The organism is Phycisphaeraceae bacterium (assembly GCA_019636555.1).
Lineage (GTDB): Bacteria > Planctomycetota > Phycisphaerae > Phycisphaerales > UBA1924 > JAFEBO01.
Map to the genome: position 1 here is coordinate 3,608,125 of JAHBXH010000001.1, position 24,097 is coordinate 3,632,221.

Annotated in this window: 23 protein-coding genes; 15 read left to right on the plus strand and 8 right to left on the minus strand. The window is 61.7% G+C overall.

Going from position 1 to position 24,097, the window contains the following annotated elements; all coding sequences use genetic code 11:
* Window positions 1–8 precede the first annotated feature (8 nt).
* Window positions 9–1,160 carry a mechanosensitive ion channel family protein gene (locus KF691_15515; GenBank protein MBX3390856.1) on the plus strand — a complete coding sequence of 384 codons (1,152 nt, stop codon included), beginning with the start codon at window positions 9–11 and terminating at the stop codon, window positions 1,158–1,160.
* Complete coding sequence (gene clcA / locus KF691_15520; GenBank protein ID MBX3390857.1) at window positions 1,157–2,800, plus strand: H(+)/Cl(-) exchange transporter ClcA; 1,644 nt, start codon at window positions 1,157–1,159, stop codon at window positions 2,798–2,800. The genes KF691_15515 and clcA overlap by 4 nt, the downstream gene beginning before the upstream one ends.
* A 14-nt stretch (window positions 2,801–2,814) precedes the next feature.
* Here clcA and KF691_15525 read toward each other — a convergent pair whose 3' ends face one another.
* From KF691_15525 to KF691_15560, 8 genes are all read right to left on the minus strand, one after another.
* Window positions 2,815–3,513 carry a phosphopantothenoylcysteine decarboxylase gene (locus tag KF691_15525; GenBank protein ID MBX3390858.1) on the minus strand — a complete coding sequence of 233 codons (699 nt, stop codon included), beginning with the start codon at window positions 3,511–3,513 and terminating at the stop codon, window positions 2,815–2,817.
* A 34-nt stretch (window positions 3,514–3,547) separates the two neighbouring features.
* Window positions 3,548–6,343: a glucosidase gene (locus KF691_15530; protein MBX3390859.1), complete on the minus strand. Its 2,796-nt coding sequence runs from the start codon at window positions 6,341–6,343 to the stop codon at window positions 3,548–3,550.
* Window positions 6,344–6,382: 39 nt separating this feature from the next.
* A complete protein-coding gene (locus KF691_15535) occupies window positions 6,383–6,823 on the minus strand; it encodes a DoxX family protein (GenBank protein ID MBX3390860.1) in 441 nt (146 codons plus the stop codon).
* Between the two features lie 95 nt (window positions 6,824–6,918).
* Window positions 6,919–7,842: a hypothetical protein gene (locus KF691_15540; GenBank protein ID MBX3390861.1), complete on the minus strand. Its 924-nt coding sequence runs from the start codon at window positions 7,840–7,842 to the stop codon at window positions 6,919–6,921.
* 54 nt (window positions 7,843–7,896) lie between these two features.
* Window positions 7,897–9,009, minus strand: a complete 1,113-nt coding sequence (locus KF691_15545) for a VOC family protein (protein ID MBX3390862.1) — start codon at window positions 9,007–9,009, stop codon at window positions 7,897–7,899.
* Complete coding sequence (locus KF691_15550; GenBank protein MBX3390863.1) at window positions 9,006–10,604, minus strand: GMC family oxidoreductase; 1,599 nt, start codon at window positions 10,602–10,604, stop codon at window positions 9,006–9,008. Before KF691_15550 ends, KF691_15545 begins: the two co-directional genes overlap by 4 nt.
* Before the next feature lie 45 nt (window positions 10,605–10,649).
* Window positions 10,650–11,456 carry an aquaporin gene (locus tag KF691_15555; GenBank protein MBX3390864.1) on the minus strand — a complete coding sequence of 269 codons (807 nt, stop codon included), beginning with the start codon at window positions 11,454–11,456 and terminating at the stop codon, window positions 10,650–10,652.
* The gene (locus KF691_15560; protein ID MBX3390865.1) at window positions 11,453–12,562 is read right to left on the minus strand and encodes a glucose 1-dehydrogenase; all 1,110 of its coding nucleotides are present in this window, start codon (window positions 12,560–12,562) and stop codon (window positions 11,453–11,455) included. The genes KF691_15555 and KF691_15560 overlap by 4 nt, the downstream gene beginning before the upstream one ends.
* A gap of 224 nt (window positions 12,563–12,786) precedes the next feature.
* Here KF691_15560 and KF691_15565 point away from each other — a divergent pair, with 224 nt between their 5' ends.
* From KF691_15565 to KF691_15625, 13 genes are all read left to right on the plus strand, one after another.
* On the plus strand, window positions 12,787–13,053 hold the full coding sequence (locus tag KF691_15565) for a zf-HC2 domain-containing protein (GenBank protein ID MBX3390866.1): 267 nt from the start codon (window positions 12,787–12,789) through the stop codon (window positions 13,051–13,053).
* Window positions 13,050–13,916, plus strand: coding sequence for a serine/threonine-protein phosphatase (locus KF691_15570; GenBank protein MBX3390867.1), 867 nt, complete (start codon window positions 13,050–13,052; stop codon window positions 13,914–13,916). The genes KF691_15565 and KF691_15570 overlap by 4 nt, the downstream gene beginning before the upstream one ends.
* A gap of 139 nt (window positions 13,917–14,055) precedes the next feature.
* Complete coding sequence (locus KF691_15575; GenBank protein MBX3390868.1) at window positions 14,056–14,604, plus strand: heme-binding protein; 549 nt, start codon at window positions 14,056–14,058, stop codon at window positions 14,602–14,604.
* 46 nt (window positions 14,605–14,650) lie between these two features.
* The gene (locus tag KF691_15580) at window positions 14,651–15,565 is read left to right on the plus strand and encodes a hypothetical protein (GenBank protein MBX3390869.1); all 915 of its coding nucleotides are present in this window, start codon (window positions 14,651–14,653) and stop codon (window positions 15,563–15,565) included.
* A 90-nt stretch (window positions 15,566–15,655) separates the two neighbouring features.
* Complete coding sequence (locus KF691_15585; protein ID MBX3390870.1) at window positions 15,656–17,320, plus strand: SMP-30/gluconolactonase/LRE family protein; 1,665 nt, start codon at window positions 15,656–15,658, stop codon at window positions 17,318–17,320.
* A 33-nt stretch (window positions 17,321–17,353) separates the two neighbouring features.
* Window positions 17,354–17,584, plus strand: a complete 231-nt coding sequence (locus tag KF691_15590; GenBank protein ID MBX3390871.1) for a hypothetical protein — start codon at window positions 17,354–17,356, stop codon at window positions 17,582–17,584.
* The gene (locus KF691_15595) at window positions 17,581–17,730 is read left to right on the plus strand and encodes a hypothetical protein (GenBank protein MBX3390872.1); all 150 of its coding nucleotides are present in this window, start codon (window positions 17,581–17,583) and stop codon (window positions 17,728–17,730) included. The genes KF691_15590 and KF691_15595 overlap by 4 nt, the downstream gene beginning before the upstream one ends.
* On the plus strand, window positions 17,727–18,818 hold the full coding sequence (locus KF691_15600; GenBank protein MBX3390873.1) for a ferric reductase-like transmembrane domain-containing protein: 1,092 nt from the start codon (window positions 17,727–17,729) through the stop codon (window positions 18,816–18,818). The genes KF691_15595 and KF691_15600 overlap by 4 nt, the downstream gene beginning before the upstream one ends.
* Window positions 18,811–19,584 (plus strand): hypothetical protein, encoded by a 774-nt coding sequence (locus tag KF691_15605; protein ID MBX3390874.1) that lies wholly within the window; start codon window positions 18,811–18,813, stop codon window positions 19,582–19,584. Before KF691_15600 ends, KF691_15605 begins: the two co-directional genes overlap by 8 nt.
* Before the next feature lie 83 nt (window positions 19,585–19,667).
* Entirely contained in the window at window positions 19,668–20,306 is a 639-nt protein-coding gene (locus KF691_15610) for a DinB family protein (GenBank protein ID MBX3390875.1), read from the plus strand.
* Entirely contained in the window at window positions 20,294–21,100 is an 807-nt protein-coding gene (locus KF691_15615; protein ID MBX3390876.1) for an NRDE family protein, read from the plus strand. Before KF691_15610 ends, KF691_15615 begins: the two co-directional genes overlap by 13 nt.
* Complete coding sequence (locus KF691_15620; GenBank protein MBX3390877.1) at window positions 21,097–22,236, plus strand: hypothetical protein; 1,140 nt, start codon at window positions 21,097–21,099, stop codon at window positions 22,234–22,236. The genes KF691_15615 and KF691_15620 overlap by 4 nt, the downstream gene beginning before the upstream one ends.
* A 139-nt stretch (window positions 22,237–22,375) precedes the next feature.
* A complete protein-coding gene (locus KF691_15625) occupies window positions 22,376–24,097 on the plus strand; it encodes a VCBS repeat-containing protein (protein ID MBX3390878.1) in 1,722 nt (573 codons plus the stop codon).

A 24,097-nucleotide genomic window follows, 5' to 3' on the forward strand; every position in this document is an offset into this window, starting at 1 on the left:
GAGGAACCATGGACTGGAAGAACTTGGACTGGAACAAGTTGATTCTCGATCGGCCGCTCTGGATTTGGCTCGCGGCGGCGGCCACGTTCGTGCTTGTGCTTTTCGGTATTCCGATCATCCGGAAGTTGTTCACCGGTCGGAGAGGCCCGATCGCAGCGGATGACTGGTCGGTCCGCGCGGTAATGCGCCGCATGGGAAGCAAGTGGCTGGCGATCACCACGTGGGTCTTGGCGGTCGCCGCGGCCCTTTTGGTGTTTGATCCGCGCATCGCGCTCCCGGCCAAGGCCGTCGTGGTCGTAATGCTGGCGATCCAGCTCGCGCGGTTCGTGCCGGTGTTCGTCGACTGGGGACTGGCCTGGATCTCGCGGGACAAAGGGGACGGCGCTTCGACACACTCGGCGGCCGCAACGATCGTCAGCCTGCGCTGGGCGGTTCTGGCGATCGTGTACGCGCTGGTGCTGCTGCTGGCCTTGCAGAACTTGGGGATCGATATCACGGCGCTCATCGCGGGGCTGGGAATCGGCGGCATCGCGGTCGCGCTGGCGGCTCAGAACATCCTGGGCGACTTGTTTGCGTCGCTTTCGATTGCGCTCGACAAACCGTTTGTCGTGGGCGACTTCATCATTTCCGGAAGCGAGATGGGAACGATCGAGCACATCGGCCTGAAGACTACGCGAGTTCGGAGTCTTTCGGGCGAGCAGCTGGTCTTCGCGAACTCGGACCTTCTAAAGAGCCGGATACGGAACTACAAGCGGATGGCCGAGCGTCGCGTCGTGTTCAACTTTGGCGTGGTCTATGCAACGGCGGCGGATCAACTCGAGCAGATTCCCAAGATGGTGCGGAAGATCATCGAGGGAAACGAGAAGCTGCGGTTTGATCGGTGCCATTTCGCCAAATTCGGGGGGTCGTCGCTCGACTTCGAGGCGGTGTACTACATCAAGTCACCGGACTACAACGCACACATGGATGCGCTGCAGTCGATCAATCTGGCGATCGCTCGTCAGTTCCGCGATGCCGGGATCGACTTCGCCTTTCCGTCGCAGACGATCTACTTTGCCGATGAACCGGAGAGTGAATCGCGAGAGGCGGCGGCGCGCCGCGTTACGGGCGAACCGAAGAGCCGGCACGCCGAGGCTCATGCATCGCGAGGGCACTCGTGACGGAGGATGGAAGTACCAATTCCGGTGAGCACAAGTCCCCGGCCGCGTCCGCTGCAGCAAATTCCTCACCGGTTTCGAATGTCGAGACTCGGCTTCAGGATTCGAAGAACCGGCACCTGTTGCGGGCGGCGATCGTCGGGATTCTGGCAGGACTACTCGCTGTCGCGTTCAAGTGGGTGCTCGTTGAAGCGGAGCGATCGCGCGGGAATTTTCTCGAGTGGCTGCATGGCATGCCTCGGGCGGAGTTCTGGGGGTGGGCGGTGCTGCCGATCGTCGGGCTGTGCGCCGGCAGTTTGATCGGATGGGTCGTGCTGCGGTTCGCTCCGGACGCGGCGGGGAGCGGCATTCCTCACTTGAAGGGCGTGTTGCTCCACGTCCGCACGATGCGATGGAAGAGGCTCCTGCCGATCAAGTTCTTGGGCGGAATTCTCGGCATCGGCGTCGGGCTTTCGATGGGACGCGAGGGCCCGACCGTGCAGATGGGCGCGGCGATCGGCCAGGCGGTCGCGGGGCTGCTGCGCATACCTTCGCGGTCGGTGCCTCAGCTACTGACATGCGGCGCCGGGGCGGGGATTGCCGCGGCGTTCAACGCGCCGCTCGCGGGGTTCCTGTTTGTTATCGAGGAGATGCACCGCGAGCTGTCGGCGCGAACGTTCGCGGGTGCGCTGGTCGCGGCGCTGACGGCCGACATCGTTGCTCGCGCGCTCGGCGGTGATTTGCCCTCATTCGGTGCGACGGGATACTCGGCGATTCCGCTTTCTGCGTTGCCCGCCGCGGCGTTTGTGGGAGTCGCGGGAGGCTTGCTCGGCGTCTTGTTCAATCGCGTGCTGCTGAAGTCGTGCGCATCGGCTCGGAAGATCCGCGCTGTGCCGTCGTGGATGCTGCCCGGGATCGCGGCGGCGATCTGCGGATTTGCGGCGTGGTGGCTCCCTGAGGCGGTTGGCGGCGGGCACTCGATCGCAGAAAAACTACTCGGCGGGCATCTGGGATGGGGGCTGGGGATGCTCTTCGTCCTGCTGCTCGTAAAGTTTGTTCTGACGATTCTGTCCTACTCGTCGGGAGCGCCAGGCGGCATTTTCGCGCCGATTCTTCTGCTCGGCGCGATCTCGGGCGCGATGATCGGCGAGGAGATCGCACGATTCTTCCCAGCGCTCGAACCGCACATCACCGCGTTTGCCGTGCTGGGGATGGCGGCGTTCTTCACCGGCTCGATTCGGGCGCCGCTGACGGGAATCGTCCTGATCGTCGAGATGACGGGGAATTACCAGCAACTTCTGGCGCTCGGCGTCACGTGCCTGATCAGCGACCTGGTCGCGGGCGCACTGAAGGACGTGCCGATCTATGAGGCGCTGCTCGAGGCGGATGTGGATCGGATGACGGCGGAGCACGGAGCGCTGACGATCACCAAACCGCACACGGTTTATCTCGGGATCCAGCACGGCTCGAGCCTGGCGGGCAGGACGATCCGCGAATCGGGCTTGCCGGCAGGCTGCCTCGTGATCGGCATCGAGCGCGCGGGCCAGGAGGTGCTGCCGGAAGCGCGCTTTGTGATGCTGCCGGGCGATCACCTGATGGTGATGGTGCCCGCAGGCGAGATGGAAATGACCACGCAAGTTGTGCGAATGGCGACCGGGATTTAGGACTTGGAGGAAGCTCAGTTTGCCGCGGGTGCGAAGGCAGTGGATTCGGACGTTTTCTTGCCTGCGCTCTGAAAAGCCGGCAGCACATCGAAGAACCACGACGCGAACGCTTTCTTGCTCATAAGGCCGGGCGTGTCAATGCGGCTTCCGTCTTTGAAGACGAGCATGGCCTCGACGGAATCTGAATCCATGGTCTCGAGCGGATTTGCGACGACGACATCAACTCTTTTCTTCGTGAGCTTGCGCTGCGCGGAAGCAAGCAACTCTTCGCGCGGCTCGAGCGCGAAGCCTACAAAAAGCTGACCCGCACGCCGGGTTGCGGCGACCTCCGCGAGCAGATCGGGCGTGGGCTCGAGTTCGAGCGTGAGCGGCTGATTTGTGCGGCGGAATTTTCCGCCGGACATCAGGGGATTGGGCTTGGGCCGATAGTCAGCGACTGCCGCGGCCATGATGAGGGTGTCCGCGTGCGGGGCGTGCAAACGCAAAAGCGATTGGAGATCGGCGCAGGAACGGAAACGGATAACTGTGACGGCGGGGTCCGCAGGTTGTGCCGCACCGGGACCAAGAAGCAATACGACTTCGTCGCCTCGCCCTGCGGCGGCGTCTGCCAGCACGGCACCCATGCGACCGGACGAGCGATTGCCGATGAAGCGCACGGCGTCGATGGGCTCGTGTGTGGGACCGGATGTGATGAGAATTCGGGAAATGGGCATCGCGACTCCTCACGGCGAGCGCAAAGGAACGATGTCACTGAGATGCCGCGACCGGGGCGGCGTGACGGCGGACTGTCACGGTGCTTTCCTGCTCCGAATCGCGACGGTCGACGGACTTTCCGGGTTTGGGAGAGGATCTCAGCATTTCGAGAACGAGCGCCGTCCAACCGGTCTGGTGGGTTGCGCCAAGCCCGCGTCCCGTGTCGGCATGGAAATGCTCGTGGAAGTAGACAAGGTTTTTCCAGTGCGGATCGGTTGAGAACTGCGGGCTTCCTTCGTGGCAAGGACGCACGCCGTCTTCGTCGGGAACGAAGAGACTGGTGAGCCGGACACGGATCTCGTCGGCGGCTTGTGCGAAGGTGAGCGTTTGACCGGCGCGGGTCTGGACCGTGAGCGAATCGCCGTAATAGTGCTGGTAGCGTTCCAAAGCTTCAACAAGGAGGAAGTTGAGCGGGAACCAGATGGGCCCGCGCCAGTTGGAATTTCCGCCGAAGAGCCATGTGTTGGACTCGCCGGGGCAGTAGTCCACACGGTGTTCTTGGTCTCCGGCGCGGAAGATGTAGGGGTTGGCCTCGTGGAACTTGGAAACAGAGCGCACGCCGAAGGGAGACAGGAATTCGGATTCGTCGAGGAGATAGCGCACGGTCCGGACGAGACGGTCTCGAGTCGGGATCGCGAGCAACCGGTGATTGGACGAGTGTTGTGAATGCGCACAGGCGCACTCGGTCGCCCAAGGGAGATCGGTGCGGTACTTCAGGAACCACTCCATCCGCTTCTTGAAATCGGGGAGCTTGTCGATTGTGTCCGATTCGAGGATTTCGACGGCGAGGAGCGGGATCATGCCGACGAGTGAACGGACGCGGAGCGGGGTCACCTGATCGCCCATGCGGATCTGGTCGTAGTAGAAACCGTCGTGTTCGTCCCAGAGACCGGTGCCGCCGAGCGTGTTCATGGCGTCGGTGATGGCGATGAAGTGCTCGAAGAATTTGGTGGCGATGTCTTCGTAGGCGGGGTCGTCCTTGGCGAGTTCGAGCGCCATGCTCAGCATCGTGCCGCAGTAGAAAGCCATCCACGCGGTGCCGTCGGCCTGCTCCAGGTGTCCGCCGGTCGGGAGCGGCTGGGAGCGATCGAAGACGCCGATGTTGTCGAGACCGAGGAACCCGCCGCTGAACAGGTTCTTGCCGGTCGGGTCTTTGCGGTTGACCCACCAGGTGAAGTTGAGGAGAAGCTTTTGGAAGCAACGGGCGAGGAAAACGCGGTCGCGCCTGGAAGAACCGTCGGGAATCTTCTCGGCGGCGATCTTGTAGACGCGCCACACCGCCCAGGCGTGCACGGGCGGATTGACATCGCCGAACGCAAATTCGTACGCGGGGAGCTGGCCGCTGGGGTGCATGTACCACTCGCGGAGGAAGAGCACGAGCTGGTCTTTGGCAAACTGCGGATCGAGACGCGCAAAGGGGATCATCTGGAATGCGAGATCCCACGCGGCGTACCACGGGTATTCCCACTTGTCGGGCATCGAGATGATGTCTTTGTTGTTGAGATGGCCCCAGTCGCTGTTGCGGCCCCGCTTGCGCGATTCGGGGGGGCGCGGGGTCTTCGGATCTCCGTTCAGCCAATCTGGAATGTCGAAGTAGTAGAACTGTTTGCTCCAGAGCAGCCCGGCGGCGGCCTGGCGCGCGACGAGGCGTTCCTCGGGCGGAAGGAGATCGTGGCGGCGACCGGGAGCGTTGTAGAAGGCGTCGGCTTCCGCGATGCGCTGATTGAAGGTCTTGTTGATTTCGGCTGCTTCGAGCGATGACGAGGTCGGGGCACGCATCGCGCTGTCGCCGGTGCGGACCAGGCGAGCACGGAGGACGACGCTTGCGCCCGCGGCGATGTTCAGCGTGTACCACGCCGCGGCCTTGGTTCCCATCGGCTGCGGGTTGACAGCGTCGGCGTCTCGGTCGATCACAAGTCGATGAAACGCGTCCTTTCGAAAACGAGATTCGCTCGGAACGCCCCAGAGACGCTCGGCGTTGCTGACGTTGTCGGTGAAGACGAGTTTGGGCGTTTGAGCAGAGGGAGCACCGCCGGATTCGAAGTGGAGTTCGTACCGGCCGAGATCGTCGTGCGTCGCGGCGAGTGATGCGGGACCGATCGCCTTGATCATGGGCATCGTGGTGCACGAACCCGCGCACGAGTCGTTGGCCCACGACCAGGTGTTTCGAAACCAGAGGGTGGGAAGAACGTGGAGTGTTGCGGCATCGGGTCCGCGATTGGAAACCGTGATTCGGATCGCGATATCTTCTGGACCGCGTTTGGCGTATTCGATTTGAATATCGAAGTAGCGATTCGACGAGAACACACCGGTGTCTTCGAGCTCGAATTCGCGCTGATCGCGGCAGCGGCGGCGGTTTTCTTCGGCGATGCGCGTGTAGGGAAACTCGGCCTGTGGGTACTTGTACAGCGCCTTCATGTAGGAATGCGTCGGCGTCGAATCGAGATAGAAGTAATGCTCCTTGACGTCTTCGCCGTGGTTGCCCTCGGGACCGGTGAGTCCGAAGAGACGTTCCTTGAGAATCGGGTCTTTGCCATTCCAGAGCGCGAGCGCGAAGCAGAGCCGGCTTTCTTCGTCGCTGATTCCGAGGAGCCCGTCTTCGCCCCAGCGGTAAGCGCGGCTGCGGGCGTGATCATGCGGGAAGGAATTCCAGCAATCGCCGCCGGGGGAATAGTCCTCGCGCACCGTGCCCCACTGACGTTCGGAGAGATAGGGACCCCAGCGGCGCCATGGCTGCTTGTCCGCATGCTGAAGGCGAGCGGATTCGGGGTCGGGTGTCGCTGTTGCCATGTTGTCGCTCCGAATAAGTGACGGCGTGTGCGCGAAGCGCTAGGTGTTCACGATTCCGGGTTGAGCGCCGCTCGATGCAAAGTGATGTCCGATGAACGGGATTTCGCGGCGGCGGATAACGAGGATCGCGATCGAGCCAAAGAAAACAGTGAGCGCGAGGCCGAAGAGGAGGCCTCGATCGTTGTGCACGACGATTCCGAGCTTGGTGAGATGGGTGATGATTGCACCCGTGATGACGCCGGCAGAAAGAATGGCACCGATCGCGACCGTGCGAGGATTCAGCAGGAGGATGACGGCGATGAGCTCGAAGATGCCGCTGGCGATGCGGCCGACGGGCTCGGCGTTGATCGTGCGGAAGATGAACTTGCTTTCTTCGGCGCCGGTGAACTTGAAGAAGAGGGTTTGGAAGAGGATGATCGCGACCAGAATCTGGAGCGACCAGGAAAGGATGAGGAGCGGACGAGAGAGCGGTTGATTCATCGTGGAGCTCCGATCGGAAGCGTTCAAATCCCCCGCTTCAATGAACGCAAAGAAGCGAGGGACGAGGGAGAGGGAGAGACTCGGAAACGAGATGGCTACTTCGAGGCAGTGCGCGGGCCTTCGCCGCTAGACTTTTTCCAGTTTGCGTCGGCGGCGGGCTCCCATTCCTTCTCGTGCTTGTTCCAGTCTTTCAGCGCGTCGGAGAAGAAGTCTTTGTAGAAGAGATGAAGGCGACCGTCTTTGACTTTGAAGTTGGTCGGGTCGATTTCGACTTTGGTTCCCTTTGCTCCCATCGCGCTCGCGCACCAGCCGCCGTAGGTGGGCGCGAACTTGTCGGGATTGGCGTTGAAGGTGTCGCGGTTTTCTTTGCTCGCGAAGCGGTATTGCACGCCGCGCCAGGTCGACGTGATATTGGCGCTTCCCTTCAGGGGCTTGCCGCCCACGAAGTAGGCGACCGGGTCGTAGCCTTCGATCGCGAGGTTGTTGCCCTTGGGGAGGTTGTACTCCTTGATCGACTCAGGAGTAGTCGCTTTGGTGAAGCGCTGCTGGAAAGCAACGAAAGACAAATGGTCGTGCGGCGCGGCGCCGGACCAGCGGAAGAGTTCGTGACCGGCGGGATCAAAGACGATCGTCGCCGGGGAATTGAGCGGGCTGAGCTTGAGTTCGGTCGCGAGCCCGCTTCCGGTATCGAGATACACGATTGCCGCGGAGTCGCCGAGATTTGTTGTCCAGGGCGCTGGGTCGGGCGTGATGAAGATTTCCGTCAGTCCCGCCAGGGTCGAAGTCTGCGACGCAAATTCTTTCACGATGTCGGCGTGCGGCTGAGCCTGACCTGAGACAGCGGGAAGAAAGTGGAGCGCGAGATAAGAGCCGACGGCATCCTTGGGCGCGAAAGACTTGCCGGTCTGGAGCGCAGTGAGCGTCGTGCGGATTTCGGAAGTGTTCGGCGCGGGCTCGGCGATTGCGAGAGCGGAGAAGGCGAGCGTGCTGACGAGGCCGATTCGAGAGAAACTAATCACTGGGGCGTCCTTTTTTGGTGCTCGGAAATGGGATGCCGCGTGTCGTGAAGCGTGTCAATCGCTTGCCTTTGCGGATACGGGTGTTGGGGCTACGGCGGAGGCTGAGGCAGGGGATGGGGCGGGGGCGAGAAGCATGATCGCGTGGCCGTCGGGATCTCGCGAGACGAAAGCACGAGGTTGCGATGTGGCCGCGAATTCGACGATTCCCGGCGAGACCCACGACGATCGGGTGAGCGTCGCCGCGGCGTCGAGAGAGGACGAGTTGAACGTTTCGACGCGCGTTTGCCAGGACCAGAGGTCCGAGGCTTTGGTTGATGGCGGAAACGGGCGTCCGTCGCGCGGGGCGAGATATTCGAGAAGCTCGATCCCCGGACCGGAAGCAGCGCGAAGACCCGTGATGCGCAGTCGGGCGCCGAAGACGTTGTTCAGATGCTCCTGCTCATCGCCGAAGTTCTCGCTTGTGCCGGCGATGCGCAGGCCCAACTTGCCTTGATAGAAGGCAAGGGCGCGCTCGGTGTCGGTAGTGACGATCGCCGTGTGATCTATTCCGAGGAAAAGCCTATCGGTCGGAGTCTGCCAACGCGGGTCGCCTTTGCCGACGGGGAAGTGGATCACTTCGAGTACGTGGCCATCGGGATCTTTGAAATAGAACGCGCTGATTCCGGCGGCAGCCGGAATGGTCGCGGGGAGTGTTTGCGGACCGGAAGATGCGTGACGGACCTTGTTCTGGCGCAGATGGGAATAGGCCTCGTTGATGTCGCGGACGACGATGGCGATGTGCTGGAACCAGGCGTCGTTGCTGCGCGACTCGGCGGGGATCGCGCGGCCTTCGGGCGCGAGATACTGCACGAGTTCGATCTGCTCCTGCCCGAGGCGGAGCGTCGCGAAGCGGGCGCGAGCGCCGAACGTCCCTTCGAGATATTCGAACTCGCGTCCGGCGGATTCTCGCTCGTCGCGTTTTTCGAAACTGAGCACGCGCGTGTAGAAATCAATCGCGGCATCAAGATCGCTGACGGGTATGGTGACACCGAGGACGGCGGCGGCGATGGGCTGGGAAGAAGAAGAAGAAGAAGAAGAAGAAGAAGAAGAAGAAGGCTGCGCGGGGGTCTGCGCGCGAACCGGCGCGAGAACGGCGATCATGTAGAGGGCTTGCACGAGGCGATTCATGCGTGCACGACCTCCGGCTGTCTGACTTGCGAAGCCCCGAGAAGGCGATTCAAGTGATCACCGATACGGAGCGCATTGGCCATGATGGTGAGAGACGGATTCACCGCGCTGCTGGATGGGAAGAAAGAACCATCGACGGCGTAGAGATTTTCGACATCGTGGGCGCGGCAATTGAGATCGAGCACGCTCGTGCGCGGGTCGGTGCCGAATCGGAGCGTCCCGTTTTGGTGAGAGACGCCGCCGACGCCGAGACGTGAAGAGAGAAAATGAGGTTGCGATCTGCCGCGACCGCGCTCGGCGAGCGTCATGAGTTCGCGGAGTTTGACTTCAAGTCGCTGGTAGGCGTTGAGGTTGTTGGGCGTGTAGGCAACGCGGAGGGAGCCATCGGCGCGCAGCGAGATACGGTTGGTCGCGCTGGGAAGGTCTTCGGATGTAAGGAAGAAATCGATGGTACGGGACTGGATGCTCTCGAGATTCTCACCGGGGAGCTGATCGCCGCGGAGCCACTGGATCGTGCCCGGATCGGGCTTACCCATGAGCTGGATTGTGCCGAGGGGGTATGGTGAATCGGGCGCACCGCGGTAGAAGTCGGTGATCGCGAAGTGCTTTTGAAATTGAGAGGAGTTGGGCTCGCTCGAGACGACGAGGAAGCATCCGTTGTGATGCGTCATGTAGTTGCGGCCAACTTGATCGGAGCTGTTGGCGAGGCCGTTTGGATGCTTCGCGCTCGAAGAGCGGAGAAGGATCGCGGCGGAATTGATCGCGCCTGCAGCGAGAACGACGATGTCGGCGCGGAGTGACAGGGGCTCGCCGTCGCGCGTAACGATGACCTCGCGGACGGTACGGCCGCGCTCGTCGGTGTCGAGACGCTCGACTTTGGCGCGGGTGAGAATGGAGACATTGGGATACTTGAGGGCGGCGCGGATGCCGACGACGTGCGCATCGGCCTTGGCTTCGGTGAGATCGGGATAGCCGTCGAACTGGCTGAGGTGAGACGGGGGCGCGGCGCGATCGCGCTCGTTGAGCCGCACGCCCAGCGGAACCGGGAAAGGATTGGTGCCGAGCGATCTGAGATCGCTCATCAATTCGGCGATGCGCGGCTCGGGCGCGACGGGGCCGAACGGGTAATCGCGCGAAGATTTGGGGTCGTAAGGATCGCGCTTGCCGGGCTCGCGCGTGCCGTGGACGGAATAAAGGTGCTCGGCCTCGGAGTAATACGGTTCGAGATCGGAGTAGGAAATGGGCCAGGCGGGAGACACTCCGCCCCAGTGACGCACCTCGCCGAAGTCGTGCTCGCGCATGCGGAGGAGCGCGGCGCCATAGACCTTGGTGTTGCCGCCGACCCAGTAATGCGTGTAGGGCTCGAAGGGTTTGTCGTCTTTGTCGAACCAGGTTTCCTTGGCGAGGTAGCGCTTTTCCTCGAAGACCGCGCGTGTATCCCAGTTTTCACGTTCACGGGGAAGGAAATCGCCGCGCTCGATGATGAGGATGCGCTTGCCGCTGGGAGCGAGGCGCTGTGCGAGCGTGCCGCCGCCGGCGCCGGAACCGATGATGATGACGTCGTAGGCAGCGTCGGATGAAACGTTTGGGTTCATGAGATTGCTCGCGCGTGAAAAAGATGCGCATGCGATGCCGCGGGATCAATGTGGTGTCGCGGTCCAGCCGGGCATGCGATCGATATTGCAGTGAAAGATGCAGATGCCCTCGTGCGGATGATGGAGCTTGGCGCAGTAGACGGCGTCGGTGCCGCGGAGGGCGACGTACACACCCGCGGCGAGAAGCATCCCGAGCGGCGGCGCGGTGAAGTAGAGCCAGAGGCCACGGTACTCGCGGGACCAGACCGCGGATGCAAGCGTGCGCGCCGGATTCATGCTCATGCCGGATAAGGGAGCCTCAATCGCGATGAAAGATGCGACAAGGATTCCGGCGAAGATTCCGGTGTACGCGGCAGTCCGAGTAAAGTTACTCGTCCACAGCACCACGGTCATGAGCATGCACGAGATGATGAATTCCGCGGCAAACGCGACGGCGAGCCCGTGTTTGCCGGGCAGAGTTGAGGCATAGCGCACATGCTCGTGTGCGACGTGATGGCTAAAAAGAAGCCGTGCCGCGGCAACACCGATGATCCCGCCCAAGGCCTGGAAGCAGATGTAGCACGCGGCATCGGAGGGTTCGACCTTGCCAAGTAGAAAGAACGTGAGCGTGGTGCCAGGGTTCATGTGCGCGCCGGACAATTGCCCGAGCGGCGAGTAGATCAGCGCGATCGCGGTCAGCCCCATCAGGACGCCGATCGCGAGGCGCTTTCGAAAGTCGGAATTGATCGCGCCAGTAACCGGAGAACCGGGGTGGTGAAAGAGCACGACCGCGGCGCACGCCGTAAACATGAAGGCGCCGAGGAGCGACGCCTCGATGCAGTATGCCTTCCAGTGCAAAAGCATCTCGGTCATCCGAAGGAGATGACGTTCTTGATGCCATCAGTCGAGAGCAGCGGAGTCGTTGCTTCACTCAGTTTGTAGCGTCCGGTGATGAGTGCACGGAGCGCCTCGGGCCACTTCTTCTTGAAATCCTTGAGGTCCTTGATGGCGTTTTCGAACGCATCTTTTCCGGCGTTCACGGTGCCGAGAAGGACCTGATTCTTCAGCACCATGTTGCGCATGATGAGGTCGGTATCGACTTCGGATGCGCCCTTCAGCCCCGGGACGCCGGTGAATACAAACGCCGCATTGTGGCCGACGTGCTTGAGAACTTCGAATGACAGCTTGGATGCACCGGCCGCTTCATAGACGACGTCGATGGTGCCGATGCGATCGACAAGCTTGTCGACCGGAGTGACCTGCGCTGAGATGTATGTTGCGCCGAACGAGCGGACAAGCTCGGCTTTGCTGCTCTTCTCGTCTTCCCGGCTGTAGACGAACGTCGAAAACCCGGCGTTGGCAAACGCCATCGCGCCGAGAAGGCCGATCGGACCGGCACCCAGGACCAGAGCGTGGTGGCAATGTCCGGGCTTTTTCTTGCCTCCCTGAGGACACGACCACGGAAGGCGCTGCTGAACCTGCCAGACCTCGATGAGCGCTTTCTCGGCGATTGTGAGCGGCTCGACGAGCACGGCAAATTCGCGGAGCGCCTTGGGGATCTGGAGGAGAAAGCGCTCGGAATCAACGACGTACTCGGTCATGTATCCGTGCTGCTGCTTGATGCCGCGCTCGGTGAAAGCGCCCGTATAGCAAAAATCCTGCCGCCCCTCCTGACAGGAGGGACATTCCGGCCGGTTGCACGGGCGCCGAACCGTGAGGACTGCAAGATCCCCCTTCTTGAATCCGGTCACTTTCGCGCCGACTTCAATCACCTCACCGAGCGCTTCGTGCCCGATGATGAGGTGGTCGCTGCCGGAGGGCGGGAATCCGTAGTGGAAGCCGCAGATCTCCCGGTCGGTGCCGCAGACTCCTACTTCGAGCGTGCGGAGCTTGACCTGATCGGGTGCTGTGATTCGGGGTTCCGGTGCGTCGATGACACGAACAGCCCGCTCGCGCGGGAAAACTGCGACAGCTTTCATGATGGTCTCCTCGCGCCGGACGCTGGGCGGTGTGCCCGTCAGCCGATGCGGCAGCAGTGCGATGCCGCGTGTTTCCGGATGTGTCTTGCGGGGCGCGTCTTCGCGCGCCTTGCAAAGAAAATCAGAATTTCGCGAAGTTTTCCCCGAAACGAGTGACGCATGGGGATTTCGGGCGGCATCAAAGCCCCGGGGGTCTCGGTTCGCACGCCATTCAAGGAAGATTCGTGTCTCAATCCGATTACATCACATGCCGCGAGCTGATCGATTTCATTTCGGACTACCTTGAGAGTCGGCTTCCGGCGGAACAGCTTCGGGAATTCGAGCGACACCTTGCGGTTTGTCCTTCGTGCGTGAACTATCTGGACGCGTATCGCAAGACGATCGTACTCGGACGGGCGGCGCTCGAGCCGAGCGATGACTCGGCGCGCGGTTCAGCACCCGAGGGTCTCTTGAAAGCCATCAAAGCGACGCGTCGGAACATGGTCTCGTGATCAATCAAGCAGAGCAAGTCGATGCGCGCCGGATCGCCTGCATGGAAGTCTGGGGCGGGCACGACGGCTTCGTCGGAGAAGTTTCTGTTCCGGGGAACGACGTCTTTGTCGGGTGCACGCCGCACGTCGGCGACGCGCAGGGCGGCGATATCTACTACGTTTCGAACTGTGCCGCGGGAATGATCACGCGGTTCGTCCTGGCGGATGTTGCCGGCCACGGGAGCGTGGTGGCCGCCTCGGCGGCATCGCTGCGCGATCTGATGCGCCGCTATATAAACACAGCGGATCAGCGGAAATTCGCGCGAGCACTGAACAAGAAATTCGCCAGTGATGCCGGGCGATTCGCGACCGCCGTTCTCGTTACGTACTTCTCGCCCACCGATCACGCGGTCATTTGCAACGCCGGGCATCCCCGGCCGCTGCATCGGTCGATTCGCACAGGCAAGTGGCGGTTTCTCGATGGAACGTGCGAAGGAACGCTCGCTTCTGCATCGGCGGGCAAGTTCGGAGCGACAAACCTACCCCTGGGCATCATCCATCCGACCGGCTACGAACAGTTCGCGGTGCAGCTTGAAAGAGGCGATTTGCTTGCGCTCTACTCCGACGCATTCCTGGAAGCGTCCGGCTCGGACGGCAAGCCCTGGGGTGAAGACGGCTTGCTGGATGTGATCAACTCGGTTGATGCGTCCGATCCTTCGCAATTCCGGACGCTCGTGCTCGCGGAGATTGCTCGCCGCACCGGCGCACCGACACTTGATGATGACGCGACGATGGTCGTGCTCCATCACAACGCATCTGATCCGCCCACGCAGAGCCTCAAAGAGCGCATTGTTGTGCTCGGAAAAGTGCTCGGCCTTCGATAGGCGCGTGACACGTTCCGCGCCCCGTGGGCATCGGAAGAGCACGTTCGTCAACAAATGAGTTCCGCGTGAAGCGTTCGCGGCGATAACGCATCCCGGTGGATGCGCGGCGCGATCGATCCGCGCACAACAGGGGATAACCATGAACAAGTCGCTCGCACTTTCGCTGCTCGCTCTTCCGATCGCTTTGGCCGCGGTCGGCGGCATGGGCGCCGCCGAATACGCGTGCTGCGAGGCGGATAGCCCGGCCGGCAGCTCAGTTTCGCTCAAGCCCGTGCTGACGCTCGAGGGCGCCAATCGCGTTCTCGAGGCGGCGATCAACGAAGCCCGCAAACGCAACGCCGGCGGCGCGATCGCGGTCGTCGACGACGGGGGCAACCTCATCGCGTTTCAGCGGGTCGACGGCACATTCGCGGCGGGCGCGGAAGTTTCGATCGGAAAAGCCAGGACTGCCGCGCTCTTCAAGAAGCCGACTCGCGCCTTTGAGGAATCGATCAACAAGGGCCGAACCGCGCTTGTTGGAGTCAATGCGATGACACCGCTGCAGGGCGGCATTCCGATCGAGCGCGACGGAGCCATCATCGGCGCGATCGGCGTCAGCGGGGCGCATTCACAAGGCGAAGACGAAGAAATCGCTCTCGCCGGCGCCGCTGCTGTCGCATCCTCCGGCGCAACCTCAGCTGCAAAGTAATCGCGATTCGCTTCACACTCACGCCAAAAAACATCGAGACTTCCACATGATTACCACACGCGCTCGTTCACTCTGCCTTGTCGCCGGCCTCATGCTCGGGATCGCGGCCTCGCTCGCAGGATGTCAATCCGGACCGGGACGCTGCGTCGGCGTTGCCGACGCGACGACGAAGGACACAAAGGTGCTTCTCAATCTGGATTCGGAGGGACTTGCAATCCAAGGCTACGACCCGGTCGCCTATTTCACCGACGCGAAGGCGGTAAAGGGTGACGAATCCATCCGATCAACGTACGAAAGCGCGGTCTATTACTTCGCATCCGCACAACACAAACAGGCGTTCGATGCTGCTCCGGACAAATATGCCCCGCAGTTCGGAGGTTACTGCGCGTACGCCGCATCGATCGACGCGATTTCTCCAATCGATCCAACGTACTGGGAGGTTGTGAATGGGCGCTTGCTCTTGCAGCACAACAAGAAGGCGTGGGATCTCTGGCATCAGGACCCGGCGAGCAACCTCGTGAAAGCTGACAAGAACTGGCCCGGCATTGTGGATCGAAATGGGACCGCGCCACGTTCGCTTGTCAACGTCGATTCGAGCGGCCTCGCTCTCGACGGGTTCGACCCGGTGACATATTTCACGCAGCCAAAGCCCGTGAAAGGCGACCCCGCACTCGCACGCACTTTCGCCGGTGCGACCTATTACTTCGTCAGCGCGGACAACAAGAACATGTTCGAGAAGGAGCCGACAAAGTACGTTCCTGAGTTCGGCGGATTCTGCGGCTACGCGGCATCGATCAACAAAGTCTCTCCTGTAAATCCTGAAATCTACCAACTCGTCGATGGCAAGCTGGTTCTTCAGCACACCGACGAGGCCTACCGGCTCTTCAATCAGGACACCAGCGGGAACTACACAAAGGCCGAGCAAAACTGGCCGAGCCTTTCGCACCTGCGCTGCAACTGATCCATGTTTCTCGCCTCAGCTCTCAAGGTATTGCCGTCAACCAACACGGGATCGCAAGCCCCGCGATCGACCCCGCTTCCGGAGACACTCATGAATCGCTTCGCTCTTCTCTCGATCGCCGTTGCATTCTGCACCAGCCCAGTCGGCCAAACTGTTCTTGCGGCGTCTCGCCAATCGCCGCCGGTTCCGGACTCAATCATCGATCTTCGGTCGGTCTCGGCGGCGCAACTTGTCGGTGCGCAGTGGCGCTATCTCGACGCGGCGATTGTCGAAGACACGAATCGCCTGGCCGGACCTGACAACAAGCCGACTGGTATATCGACGCCCACGCGAAATGTCTCACCCCGGCCCGGCACCGACAGTTTCGACAACGCTCCGTGGATTCAGGTCGAACCGAATCAACTCGAAGCGCGAAAAACCGCGGGCAAACTCGCGTTCGGTTGGTATCGCCTGAGTCTGACCGTGCCCGAAACAGTTCGCGGCCGCGGCGTGAGCGGCGACATGATCGTGTTCGACATCACGGCGGACGACTATTCAGAAATCTGGGTCGATGGCGTGCTTACACCGGTGCTTGGTTCATCAAGCAACGGACTTGGCAGCGGATGGAACGCGCCGAACCGCGTGGTCGTCGATGCGAATGCTCGCCCCGGCTCCAAGCACGAGATCGCTGTTTTCGTTGCAAACGCGCCGCTCTCGGCACCGCCCTCCAACTACATCTGGATCCGTAGCGCCACCCTGGGCTTTTACAAACCCGGCAGACTCGCCGGTGCTCGGCCGGTCGAAACCAGAATTACACGCAAGACCACGGCGCTCGATGCGATTCTGGCTCCGAACACTCAGGCGGAGCTGCTCGCCGACGGATTCGCCTTTACTGAAGGACCGGTGTGGGTTCCACGCGCTTCAGAGTTCCGCTATGGCGGCGGCGGCAACGGCGGCTATCTGCTCTTCAGTGATCCGAATCAGAACGTGATCCACCGATACGACCCGCAGTCGGGCCGGGTTTCGATCTTCCGCGCTTCGAGCGGTTACACGGGCGAAGCTGGAGCCGAAATCAGCGAGTATTTTCAGCCGGGGTCCAACGGACTCGCGCTCGATCCTCAAGGCCGCCTCACGATCTGCGAGCACGGCAACCGGAGAGTGACGCGCCTCGAACCCAACGGCACGATTACGGTGCTCGCCGACCAAGACGGCGGCAAGCGATTGAACAGCCCGAATGATCTGATCTACCGCTCCGACGGAACGCTCTTTTTCACCGATCCCCCGTTCGGGCTGCCCAAGGCTTTCGATGATTCTCGGAAGGAGTTGGCCTACTCAGGTGTCTACTGCGTTTACAACGGACAGCTCCGGCTCGCGTCGCGCGAGCTCAAGGCTCCCAATGGACTGGCATTCAGCCCCGACGAACGCTTCCTCTACGTTGACAACTGGGAGGAATCGCGCAAGGTTGTGCTCCGGTATGAGGTCACCCCTTCCGGTGAACTTGTGAATCAAACCACCTTTTTCGACATGACTTCCGTCCCCGGCGAAATCGCGCTGGATGGGCTCAAAGTCGATCATGGTGGGAATGTGTTTGTCTCCGGTCCCGGCGGCATCTGGATCATTTCGCCAGCAGGCGAGCACCTGGGAACCATCTCGATTCCGGAACTACCCGCAAATTTTGCTTTTGGCGACGATGACGGCCGTTCTCTTTACATGACCGCCCGAACGGGTCTCTACCGGATCCGGCTCGAAACATTCGGCGCAACCTCCAGCCGTTGAGATCAACCCGATTCTGCGGCATCGAAGCAATCGATGTCCGAGTCGGTCGCAACCATCATCCTCATCCTTGCCGCGGCATACGCCGGAATCGGAATCGCAATCGGCGGCTGGTTCGTTTTCGCCGGCATCGCCCGAATCGATCAGGCAACGGCCCATGTATCGCTCGGCTTCCGGCTGATCATCTGGCCGGGTGCCGCGGCACTCTGGCCCTGGGTACTCGTGAAGTTCGCAAACGCCCGCCCTCGGGGGGGAGAGCATCCATGACACGCGATCTTCGGCGGATGCATCGCGCGGCATGGATCCTGATCACTCCGGCGTTGGCTCTGCTGCTCGTTCTCGCGATCGTTGCACACAGACGCGCAGTCCGTGTTCTGGATAGCCAAACTCCAACTCCGGAGACGCGCCGATGAGCGTCGGGTATCGCGCGGTTCAATGGAGTGCGCACAAGCGCGTGTACGACACGATCGCGTGCGGCGCTGCAGCGCTTTACGTGCTCGGTTTCGTCGCCGTGGGGAAGTTTCTTTGGAGATCGCCGCACCAGGTCTCGGACGAAATCCTCATCATGCGCGCGCTCGGTTCGTGCGCGATCGTCCTGTTTCATGTAATCCTGTGCATCGGCCCTCTTGCGAGACTCGATCCGCGTTTTCTCCCGGTTCTCTACAACCGGCGGCACCTTGGAGTTCTGACATTCCTGATCGCCCTCGCGCACGCGTCGATCGCCGTCGGTTATTACCACGGTTTCGGTGTTGTGAATCCGGCACTTTCACTCCTCACCAGCAGCACTCGCGTTTCATCGATCGAGGCGTTCCCTTTCGAGTGGCTCGGCCTCTGCGCCCTGATCATCATGTTCTTCATGGCAGCCACGAGTCATGACTTCTGGCTGCGCAATCTTTCGAGCCGAAGCTGGAAGCGGCTTCACATGCTGGTGTATGTCGCGTATGCGCTTCTCGTCGGGCATGTTGCGCTCGGCGCGTTGCAGACCGATCGCGGCATGCTCGCTCCCGCCCTGATGGCTTGCGGCGCGGCCCTGGTTTGCGGGCTGCATATCGCCGCGGCAGAGAAAGAACGGCGGGGCGATGTCGGCGTTCAAACAAGCATCGAATCAGACGAGACATGGGTTGATGCGGGTCCTGTCACGGGCATTCCCGCAAATCGCGCACGCAATGTGTGTACACCCGGAGGGGAGCGCATCGCGGTCTTTCGGCATGATGGCGGCATTTCCGCCGTGACCAACGTTTGCGCACACCAGGGTGGACCGCTCTCCGAAGGAAAAGTCATCGACGGCTGCATTACGTGTCCGTGGCACGGATGGCAGTACAAGCCCGGTGACGGATGCTCCCCCCCACCGTTTACGGAGAAGATCGCCACCTATCAGGTCCGCGTCGTTCGCGGTCGAATCGAAGTGAACGCCATGCCGCTTCCGCCGGGAACTCCCATCGAACCCGCCCCCGTTGCCTCGGAAGACTCACTCGGAGCGCCGGAGGTGGTCCGTGCCTGAGGAAGTACCCACGACAACAAACGATCAGCCGTTTTATGTCGGGTATCTACCGGTGCCGGCCCCTCTCCGGACGTTCTTCAAGGTGATCGCGCCGTTGCTTGTTGCGGGCGTGATCGCGGTCGGACTCGTCGCGGCGAGAACGCAGCGCGATCCCGGCCCGGCACGCTGGAATGACGGAGTCGCGCAGCAGTTCCGCGGATTCATCGTCCGAACGCCCTACCCCGCTCTGCTTGTTCAATCTGAATCGAGCGGGGGACCGCCTTCGGTTTTTCTGTTGGTGGAAATGGGAAAACACGGCGCAGCCCGGGAACTCCCCCCCGATGGCTCCGCGGTCAACATTTCCGGTTGGAAGCTCGATCGCGATGGGCGTCAGATGATTGAACTCGAGCCCGGATCGGACGCGCTGAAACCCGAGAGCGCGACCAAGTCGATCAATCTCGCCCGTCCGACCCGCCTCGGTACCGTCACCATCACGGGAGAGATCGTCGATTCCAAGTGCTACTTGGGCGCGATGAAACCCGGAGAGGGAAAAACACATAAAGCATGTGCGACGCTGTGCATCCGGGGCGGCGTTCCGCCGGTTCTGGTCACCCGCGACGCGCAGACGCGGTTCGAGCATGTTCTGCTTTGCTCCGATACGGGCGATCCGCTGGGACCGGAATTCTGGCCCTTTGTCGCCGACCCGGTTTCCGTCACCGGAGAGCTCGAAATCCTCGCTGGCATCAAGCGTTTGCGGGTTCCTTCGGGGGGAGTCCGACCGCTCTGAGCCAGGCTTGAGATGTGCCACAGAGCGGCTTAGCCGGCATCACAAGGGGGTCCGTTCATCCTCTGATCAAGGAGTCATTCTCCGTGACGGCAATCCAAAGCACCCAGGCACAGTTGCGTCCGCTCGGCATGATCGGCCTGACCCGTGACAACCGATCTTCCGCCGCTTCACCCGCTTCTCACTTCGCCGGCCCCCTCGCAGGTCCGGTCGTTGAGCTTCTGCGTGAGCTCGCCGGTGTAGTTGCCGCGCTGACCGCAGAGCAATACACGCGGCGCGCCGACGATGCTTTCTTCAAGGGCACGATCGGCGGGCACGTTCGCCATTGTCTTGATCACATTCGAGCCCTCGTCCGCGGCGTCTCGGGGGACGTCGTCGAATATGACAGGCGGCTGCGGGGAACCGAAATCGAAACCGACCCCATCGCCGCGCGAGAAGAGATCCGCGGACTTCGGCGCGAGATCGACGACGTCGCAAGCCTGTCTCTGGACTTGCCGCTCACGGTCCGATTGCTTCCGACCAAGGACGGTGCGCCGGTCGATCTGCGTTCGACACTCGGACGCGAACTCGCCTTTGTGCTCTCGCACACAATCCATCACAACGCCACGATCAAGGGAATGGCCGTTGATCTCGGGGTTTCGCTGCCGGGCTCTTTCGGTTACGCGCCCGCGACACTCGCCCATCAATCAGCCTCGGCGAAGGGAAACAGCGCGTGTGCACACTGACCATCGTGCCGGGATCGGGCGCCCTCCCCTCGACGCTGTTTCGAGTCGTGGTAAACCGCGATGAACAGCGAAGTCGCTGTGAAGCGCTGCCCCCCGTCGTCCGTCGATTCGGCGCATACGACGCGATTCTTCCGATCGATCCACCTTCGCAGGGCACCTGGATCGGCGTCAACAGCGCCGGTGTCGTGCTCGGGTTGCTCAACGCGAATCCCGTTGAGCGCCGACCCAAGCCGATCGGGACGCGAAGCCGGGGCGACATTATTCCGAAGTTGCTCGGAGCGGGCGATGTGCGGAGCGCGATGTCCGCGTTACTCGAACTCGATGCGCGAGAATATCCGCCGTTTCGACTGGTCGCCGTCGAAGCCGGGAGAATCGCCGTTGCCGCGGCGGACGGTTTGCAGATTACCGTCCAATCGTTCCGCTCGCTCGATCAGCCTTTCATCGCGACTTCTTCGGGCCTGGGCGATCACCTCGTCGAGTGGCCTCGCCGCGATCTTTTCCTTGAGATCATGACTTCGGGCCTGTCCGCGTTCGAAGCTCAGGATGCTTTTCACCGTCACTCGTGGCCCGACTGTCGCCATCTCAGCGTGGAAATGTCGCGACCCGACGCACGCACCGTCAGCCGATCGGTCGTGGAGGTGGGCACCGATTCCGTGCGTCTCACCTATCGCTCGCTCTCCAACCAACCTGCGGCCTCTTCTGTTGTGCGTGCGCGATACACGGTCGCCGAGCGTTCGACAACAAACGCTGATCGCGGCATCTTTGCTTCCTCTCGCACTCGGACGACTGCATGACGACGTTGCCCGCACGGCTTGAACCCCTGGCATTGCCGGCGCCGGATGCCGCCGCACACCGACCGGGTGGCTTGCTTGCCCGATTGTCGGTCCGCTGGTCTCGTCTCACTCGCCGGGAATTCTGGCCGTGGTGGGTCCTTTACGTTCTTCTGCTTCCCCACTTTGCGCGTCTCGTGTTGCGGCACCGGAGTCTGACCGCGTTCACCGCCGCGAACCCTGGAATTCCTCTTGGGGGGCTGGTCGGCGAATCCAAGTGGGACATCCTGCGAAGCCTTCCGCCTGAAGCGATCGTGCCGAGCGCGGTGCTCGAACCGGAATTGTCGCCACGTTACGGTCATCGCGGCTCGACGCGGCTTCGCGCTCTCGACGATGTCATGTCGGAGCGAGTTTGGCAATATCCGCTGGTTCTGAAACCGGATGTCGGTGAACGTGGCACGGGCGTCGCGCTTGTTCGCGATCGCGAGGAAGCCACGGCATACCTCGCATCGCATCCCGGCCGTATCGTCGCGCAAACCTACGACCGCGGTCCGTTTGAGGCAGGCGTCTTCTATTTCAGGCACCCCGGCAAAACAAAGGGGCGGATCTTCTCGATCACAGACAAGAAGTTCCCCAGCGTGCAGGGCGACGGCGCCTCGACCCTCCGGACGCTGATCTGGAGTCATCCTCGTCTCCGGCTTCAAGCCCGCACCTTGCTGGAACAGCTCGGTGAGCGCGCCGACTCCGTTCCTGCGGCGGACGAAGTCGTGCCGCTGTCGATCCGGGGCAACCACTGCCGCGGAACGATGTTTCTCGACGGCGCGAATCTGATCACGCCGGAGCTCGAAGAAGCGATCGATTCGATTGCGCGCCGGACTCCCGGCTTCTTCTTCGGTCGCTTCGACATTCGCTATTCATGCCCGCGGGCGTTCGCGCGCGGCCGGGAGTTTCGCGTCGTCGAGTTGAATGGCGTGCTGTCCGAATCAACGAATATTTACGACCCTTCACTCAGCCTGCCTCAAGGCTTGCGGATTCTCGCCGAACAGTGGACGCTGGCGTTCGCGATCGGTGCGGCGAATACTCGGCAGGGAATTCCGCCCGCTTCCATCCGCCGGATTCTGAGGGCGCTTCGCGATCACGCGGACCGGCAAACTTCCTGAAATTCGGGCGGGTTGTCAACTCGAACCACACACCGGGCTCGCCCGGCATCTCAGTGAAGAGCGCCGCACATCGGGCGGCCACGCGAACGTCGTCTCTCCGCACGACCTCGCGCCAATTTGCGGAGTCGGGATCAACTCCTTGAACACCAGAACGTACTGCGGCATTCTCGCCATGTGCTCCGGCGTTGCAGCGGCACCTGCCATAGGTCAAACCTCGATCGGAGGTATCGCGTTTGTCGATCGCGCCGCCCGCAACGAAATCACGCTCGGAACGATCCGAGGCTCGATCGGCGTCATCGACTTCGATCGCGACGGCTGGTACGACCTCTTCATCGCCGACAACGCCGGATCGCCGAACCGGCTCTTCCGAAATGCCGCCGATCCGTCCGCTCCCGGCGGGCGCCGCTTTGTCGACGTCACGGTCGCGAGCGGCATCGGCGATGCGGACGGGACCGCGCGCGGCCCGGGCGGCGTCGTTGTCTTCGATTACAACAACGACGGGTGGAGCGATATCTATCAGATCGGACCCGGCGCCGGCCTGACCGGCGGGCTGCTCTATCGAAACAACGGGAATGGAACCTTTACCAATGTCAGCAGCCCATCGGGCGTGCGCCAGACCGACACGAATCCGACCTCGGCCTCTGCCGTCGACTTTGATCATGACGGATTCGCCGATCTTCTGGTCACCAACAGCGGATACGGAGGAAAGGCACTGCTCTTTCTTCGCAACAACGGAGACGGAACTTTCTCGAAGAGGAATGACCTTGTCCCCGTGACCACGTTCAGCGGGATCACCTACGCCCAGGTCTGGTCCGACTACGACCACGATGGCTGGGAAGATGGCTTGGTTCTGTTCAACAACACCGTGCCGCTGACACTGAAGAATTCATCCGCCGGAGCGGGAAAGCGACGACTGAACGATCAGACCGTTGCATCGGGATTCCGCCATGTCGGACCAGCGCCGATGGGAATCGCACCCGGAGATTTCAACGGCGACGGGTGGATCGACTTTGCGATCACCGACGCCGTCGTCGGAACGTACTACGAAAACCGCGCCGGAACCCTGACCGAAGTCACTCCGTTCCAGACTTTCTTCGGATGGGGCACAACGTTCATCGACGCCAACAACGATGGCTTCCTCGACAACTATCAGGCAGGTTCGTTCAGCTCGGCGAACGTCGACTTTCTGTTCCGCAACAACGGTAACGGAACGTGGACAAATGCGCGGGCGGCTCTGAACACCACTTCGCTCGCCAGCCAGCAGTGCGCACGCATCGACTTCGATAACGACGGCTTTGAAGACATTGTCACCGTCAATCCGGGCAACTTCGTGAGCATCTATCACAATGTTTCCGGCGCTCTTCCCGGCACGGGCAACTGGTTCAACGTGCTCCTCCGTGGCGGCAATGGAATCAATGGCAGCGCTCTGGGTGCCGTCGTCCGATTGACCGCGGGCGGACGCACGCAGGTGCGCGAGATCGTCGCGGGCTCCAGCTACAGCGCGACCGAGGATCCGCGTGCGCACTTCGGGATCGGGAATGCGAACCAAATCGACTCCATTGAAATCCTTTGGCCGCGGCGCGGCTCGATCGCGCAGCGCACGCAGCATTTCGAAGGGCCGTTCGCGTCCAACTCGATTCTGACTCTCGTGCCGAATACTTTGTGCCTGCCGGACCTGAGCGCAGACCGAGTCGTCGATGACGCCGATTTCGTGTTGTTCGCCTCGTCGTACAACTATCTGTTGTGCGATGATCCGGCCCAGCCGGCAGATTGCCCGGCGGATTTCAACGCCGATGGAGTCGTGGACGATCAGGATTTTTCAATCTTTGCCGCGGCGTACAACGCCTTTGGTTGCGACTGA

Excerpts from the sequence above, each read along its gene's own strand:
- KF691_15580 (MBX3390869.1), top strand. The coding sequence starts at position 14,651 with ATGATTACCACACGCGCTCGTTCACTCTGCCTTGTCGCCGGCCTCATG.
- KF691_15515 (MBX3390856.1), top strand. The coding sequence starts at position 9 with ATGGACTGGAAGAACTTGGACTGGAACAAGTTGATTCTCGATCGGCCG.
- KF691_15600 (MBX3390873.1), top strand. The coding sequence starts at position 17,727 with ATGAGCGTCGGGTATCGCGCGGTTCAATGGAGTGCGCACAAGCGCGTG.
- KF691_15525 (MBX3390858.1), bottom strand. The coding sequence starts at position 3,513 with ATGCCCATTTCCCGAATTCTCATCACATCCGGTCCCACACACGAGCCC.
- KF691_15595 (MBX3390872.1), top strand. The coding sequence starts at position 17,581 with ATGACACGCGATCTTCGGCGGATGCATCGCGCGGCATGGATCCTGATC.
- KF691_15590 (MBX3390871.1), top strand. The coding sequence starts at position 17,354 with ATGTCCGAGTCGGTCGCAACCATCATCCTCATCCTTGCCGCGGCATAC.
- KF691_15530 (MBX3390859.1), bottom strand. The coding sequence starts at position 6,343 with ATGGCAACAGCGACACCCGACCCCGAATCCGCTCGCCTTCAGCATGCG.
- KF691_15585 (MBX3390870.1), top strand. The coding sequence starts at position 15,656 with ATGAATCGCTTCGCTCTTCTCTCGATCGCCGTTGCATTCTGCACCAGC.
- KF691_15545 (MBX3390862.1), bottom strand. The coding sequence starts at position 9,009 with ATGAATCGCCTCGTGCAAGCCCTCTACATGATCGCCGTTCTCGCGCCG.
- KF691_15575 (MBX3390868.1), top strand. The coding sequence starts at position 14,056 with ATGAACAAGTCGCTCGCACTTTCGCTGCTCGCTCTTCCGATCGCTTTG.
- KF691_15555 (MBX3390864.1), bottom strand. The coding sequence starts at position 11,456 with ATGACCGAGATGCTTTTGCACTGGAAGGCATACTGCATCGAGGCGTCG.
- KF691_15560 (MBX3390865.1), bottom strand. The coding sequence starts at position 12,562 with ATGAAAGCTGTCGCAGTTTTCCCGCGCGAGCGGGCTGTTCGTGTCATC.
- KF691_15550 (MBX3390863.1), bottom strand. The coding sequence starts at position 10,604 with ATGAACCCAAACGTTTCATCCGACGCTGCCTACGACGTCATCATCATC.
- KF691_15535 (MBX3390860.1), bottom strand. The coding sequence starts at position 6,823 with ATGAATCAACCGCTCTCTCGTCCGCTCCTCATCCTTTCCTGGTCGCTC.
- KF691_15620 (MBX3390877.1), top strand. The coding sequence starts at position 21,097 with ATGACGACGTTGCCCGCACGGCTTGAACCCCTGGCATTGCCGGCGCCG.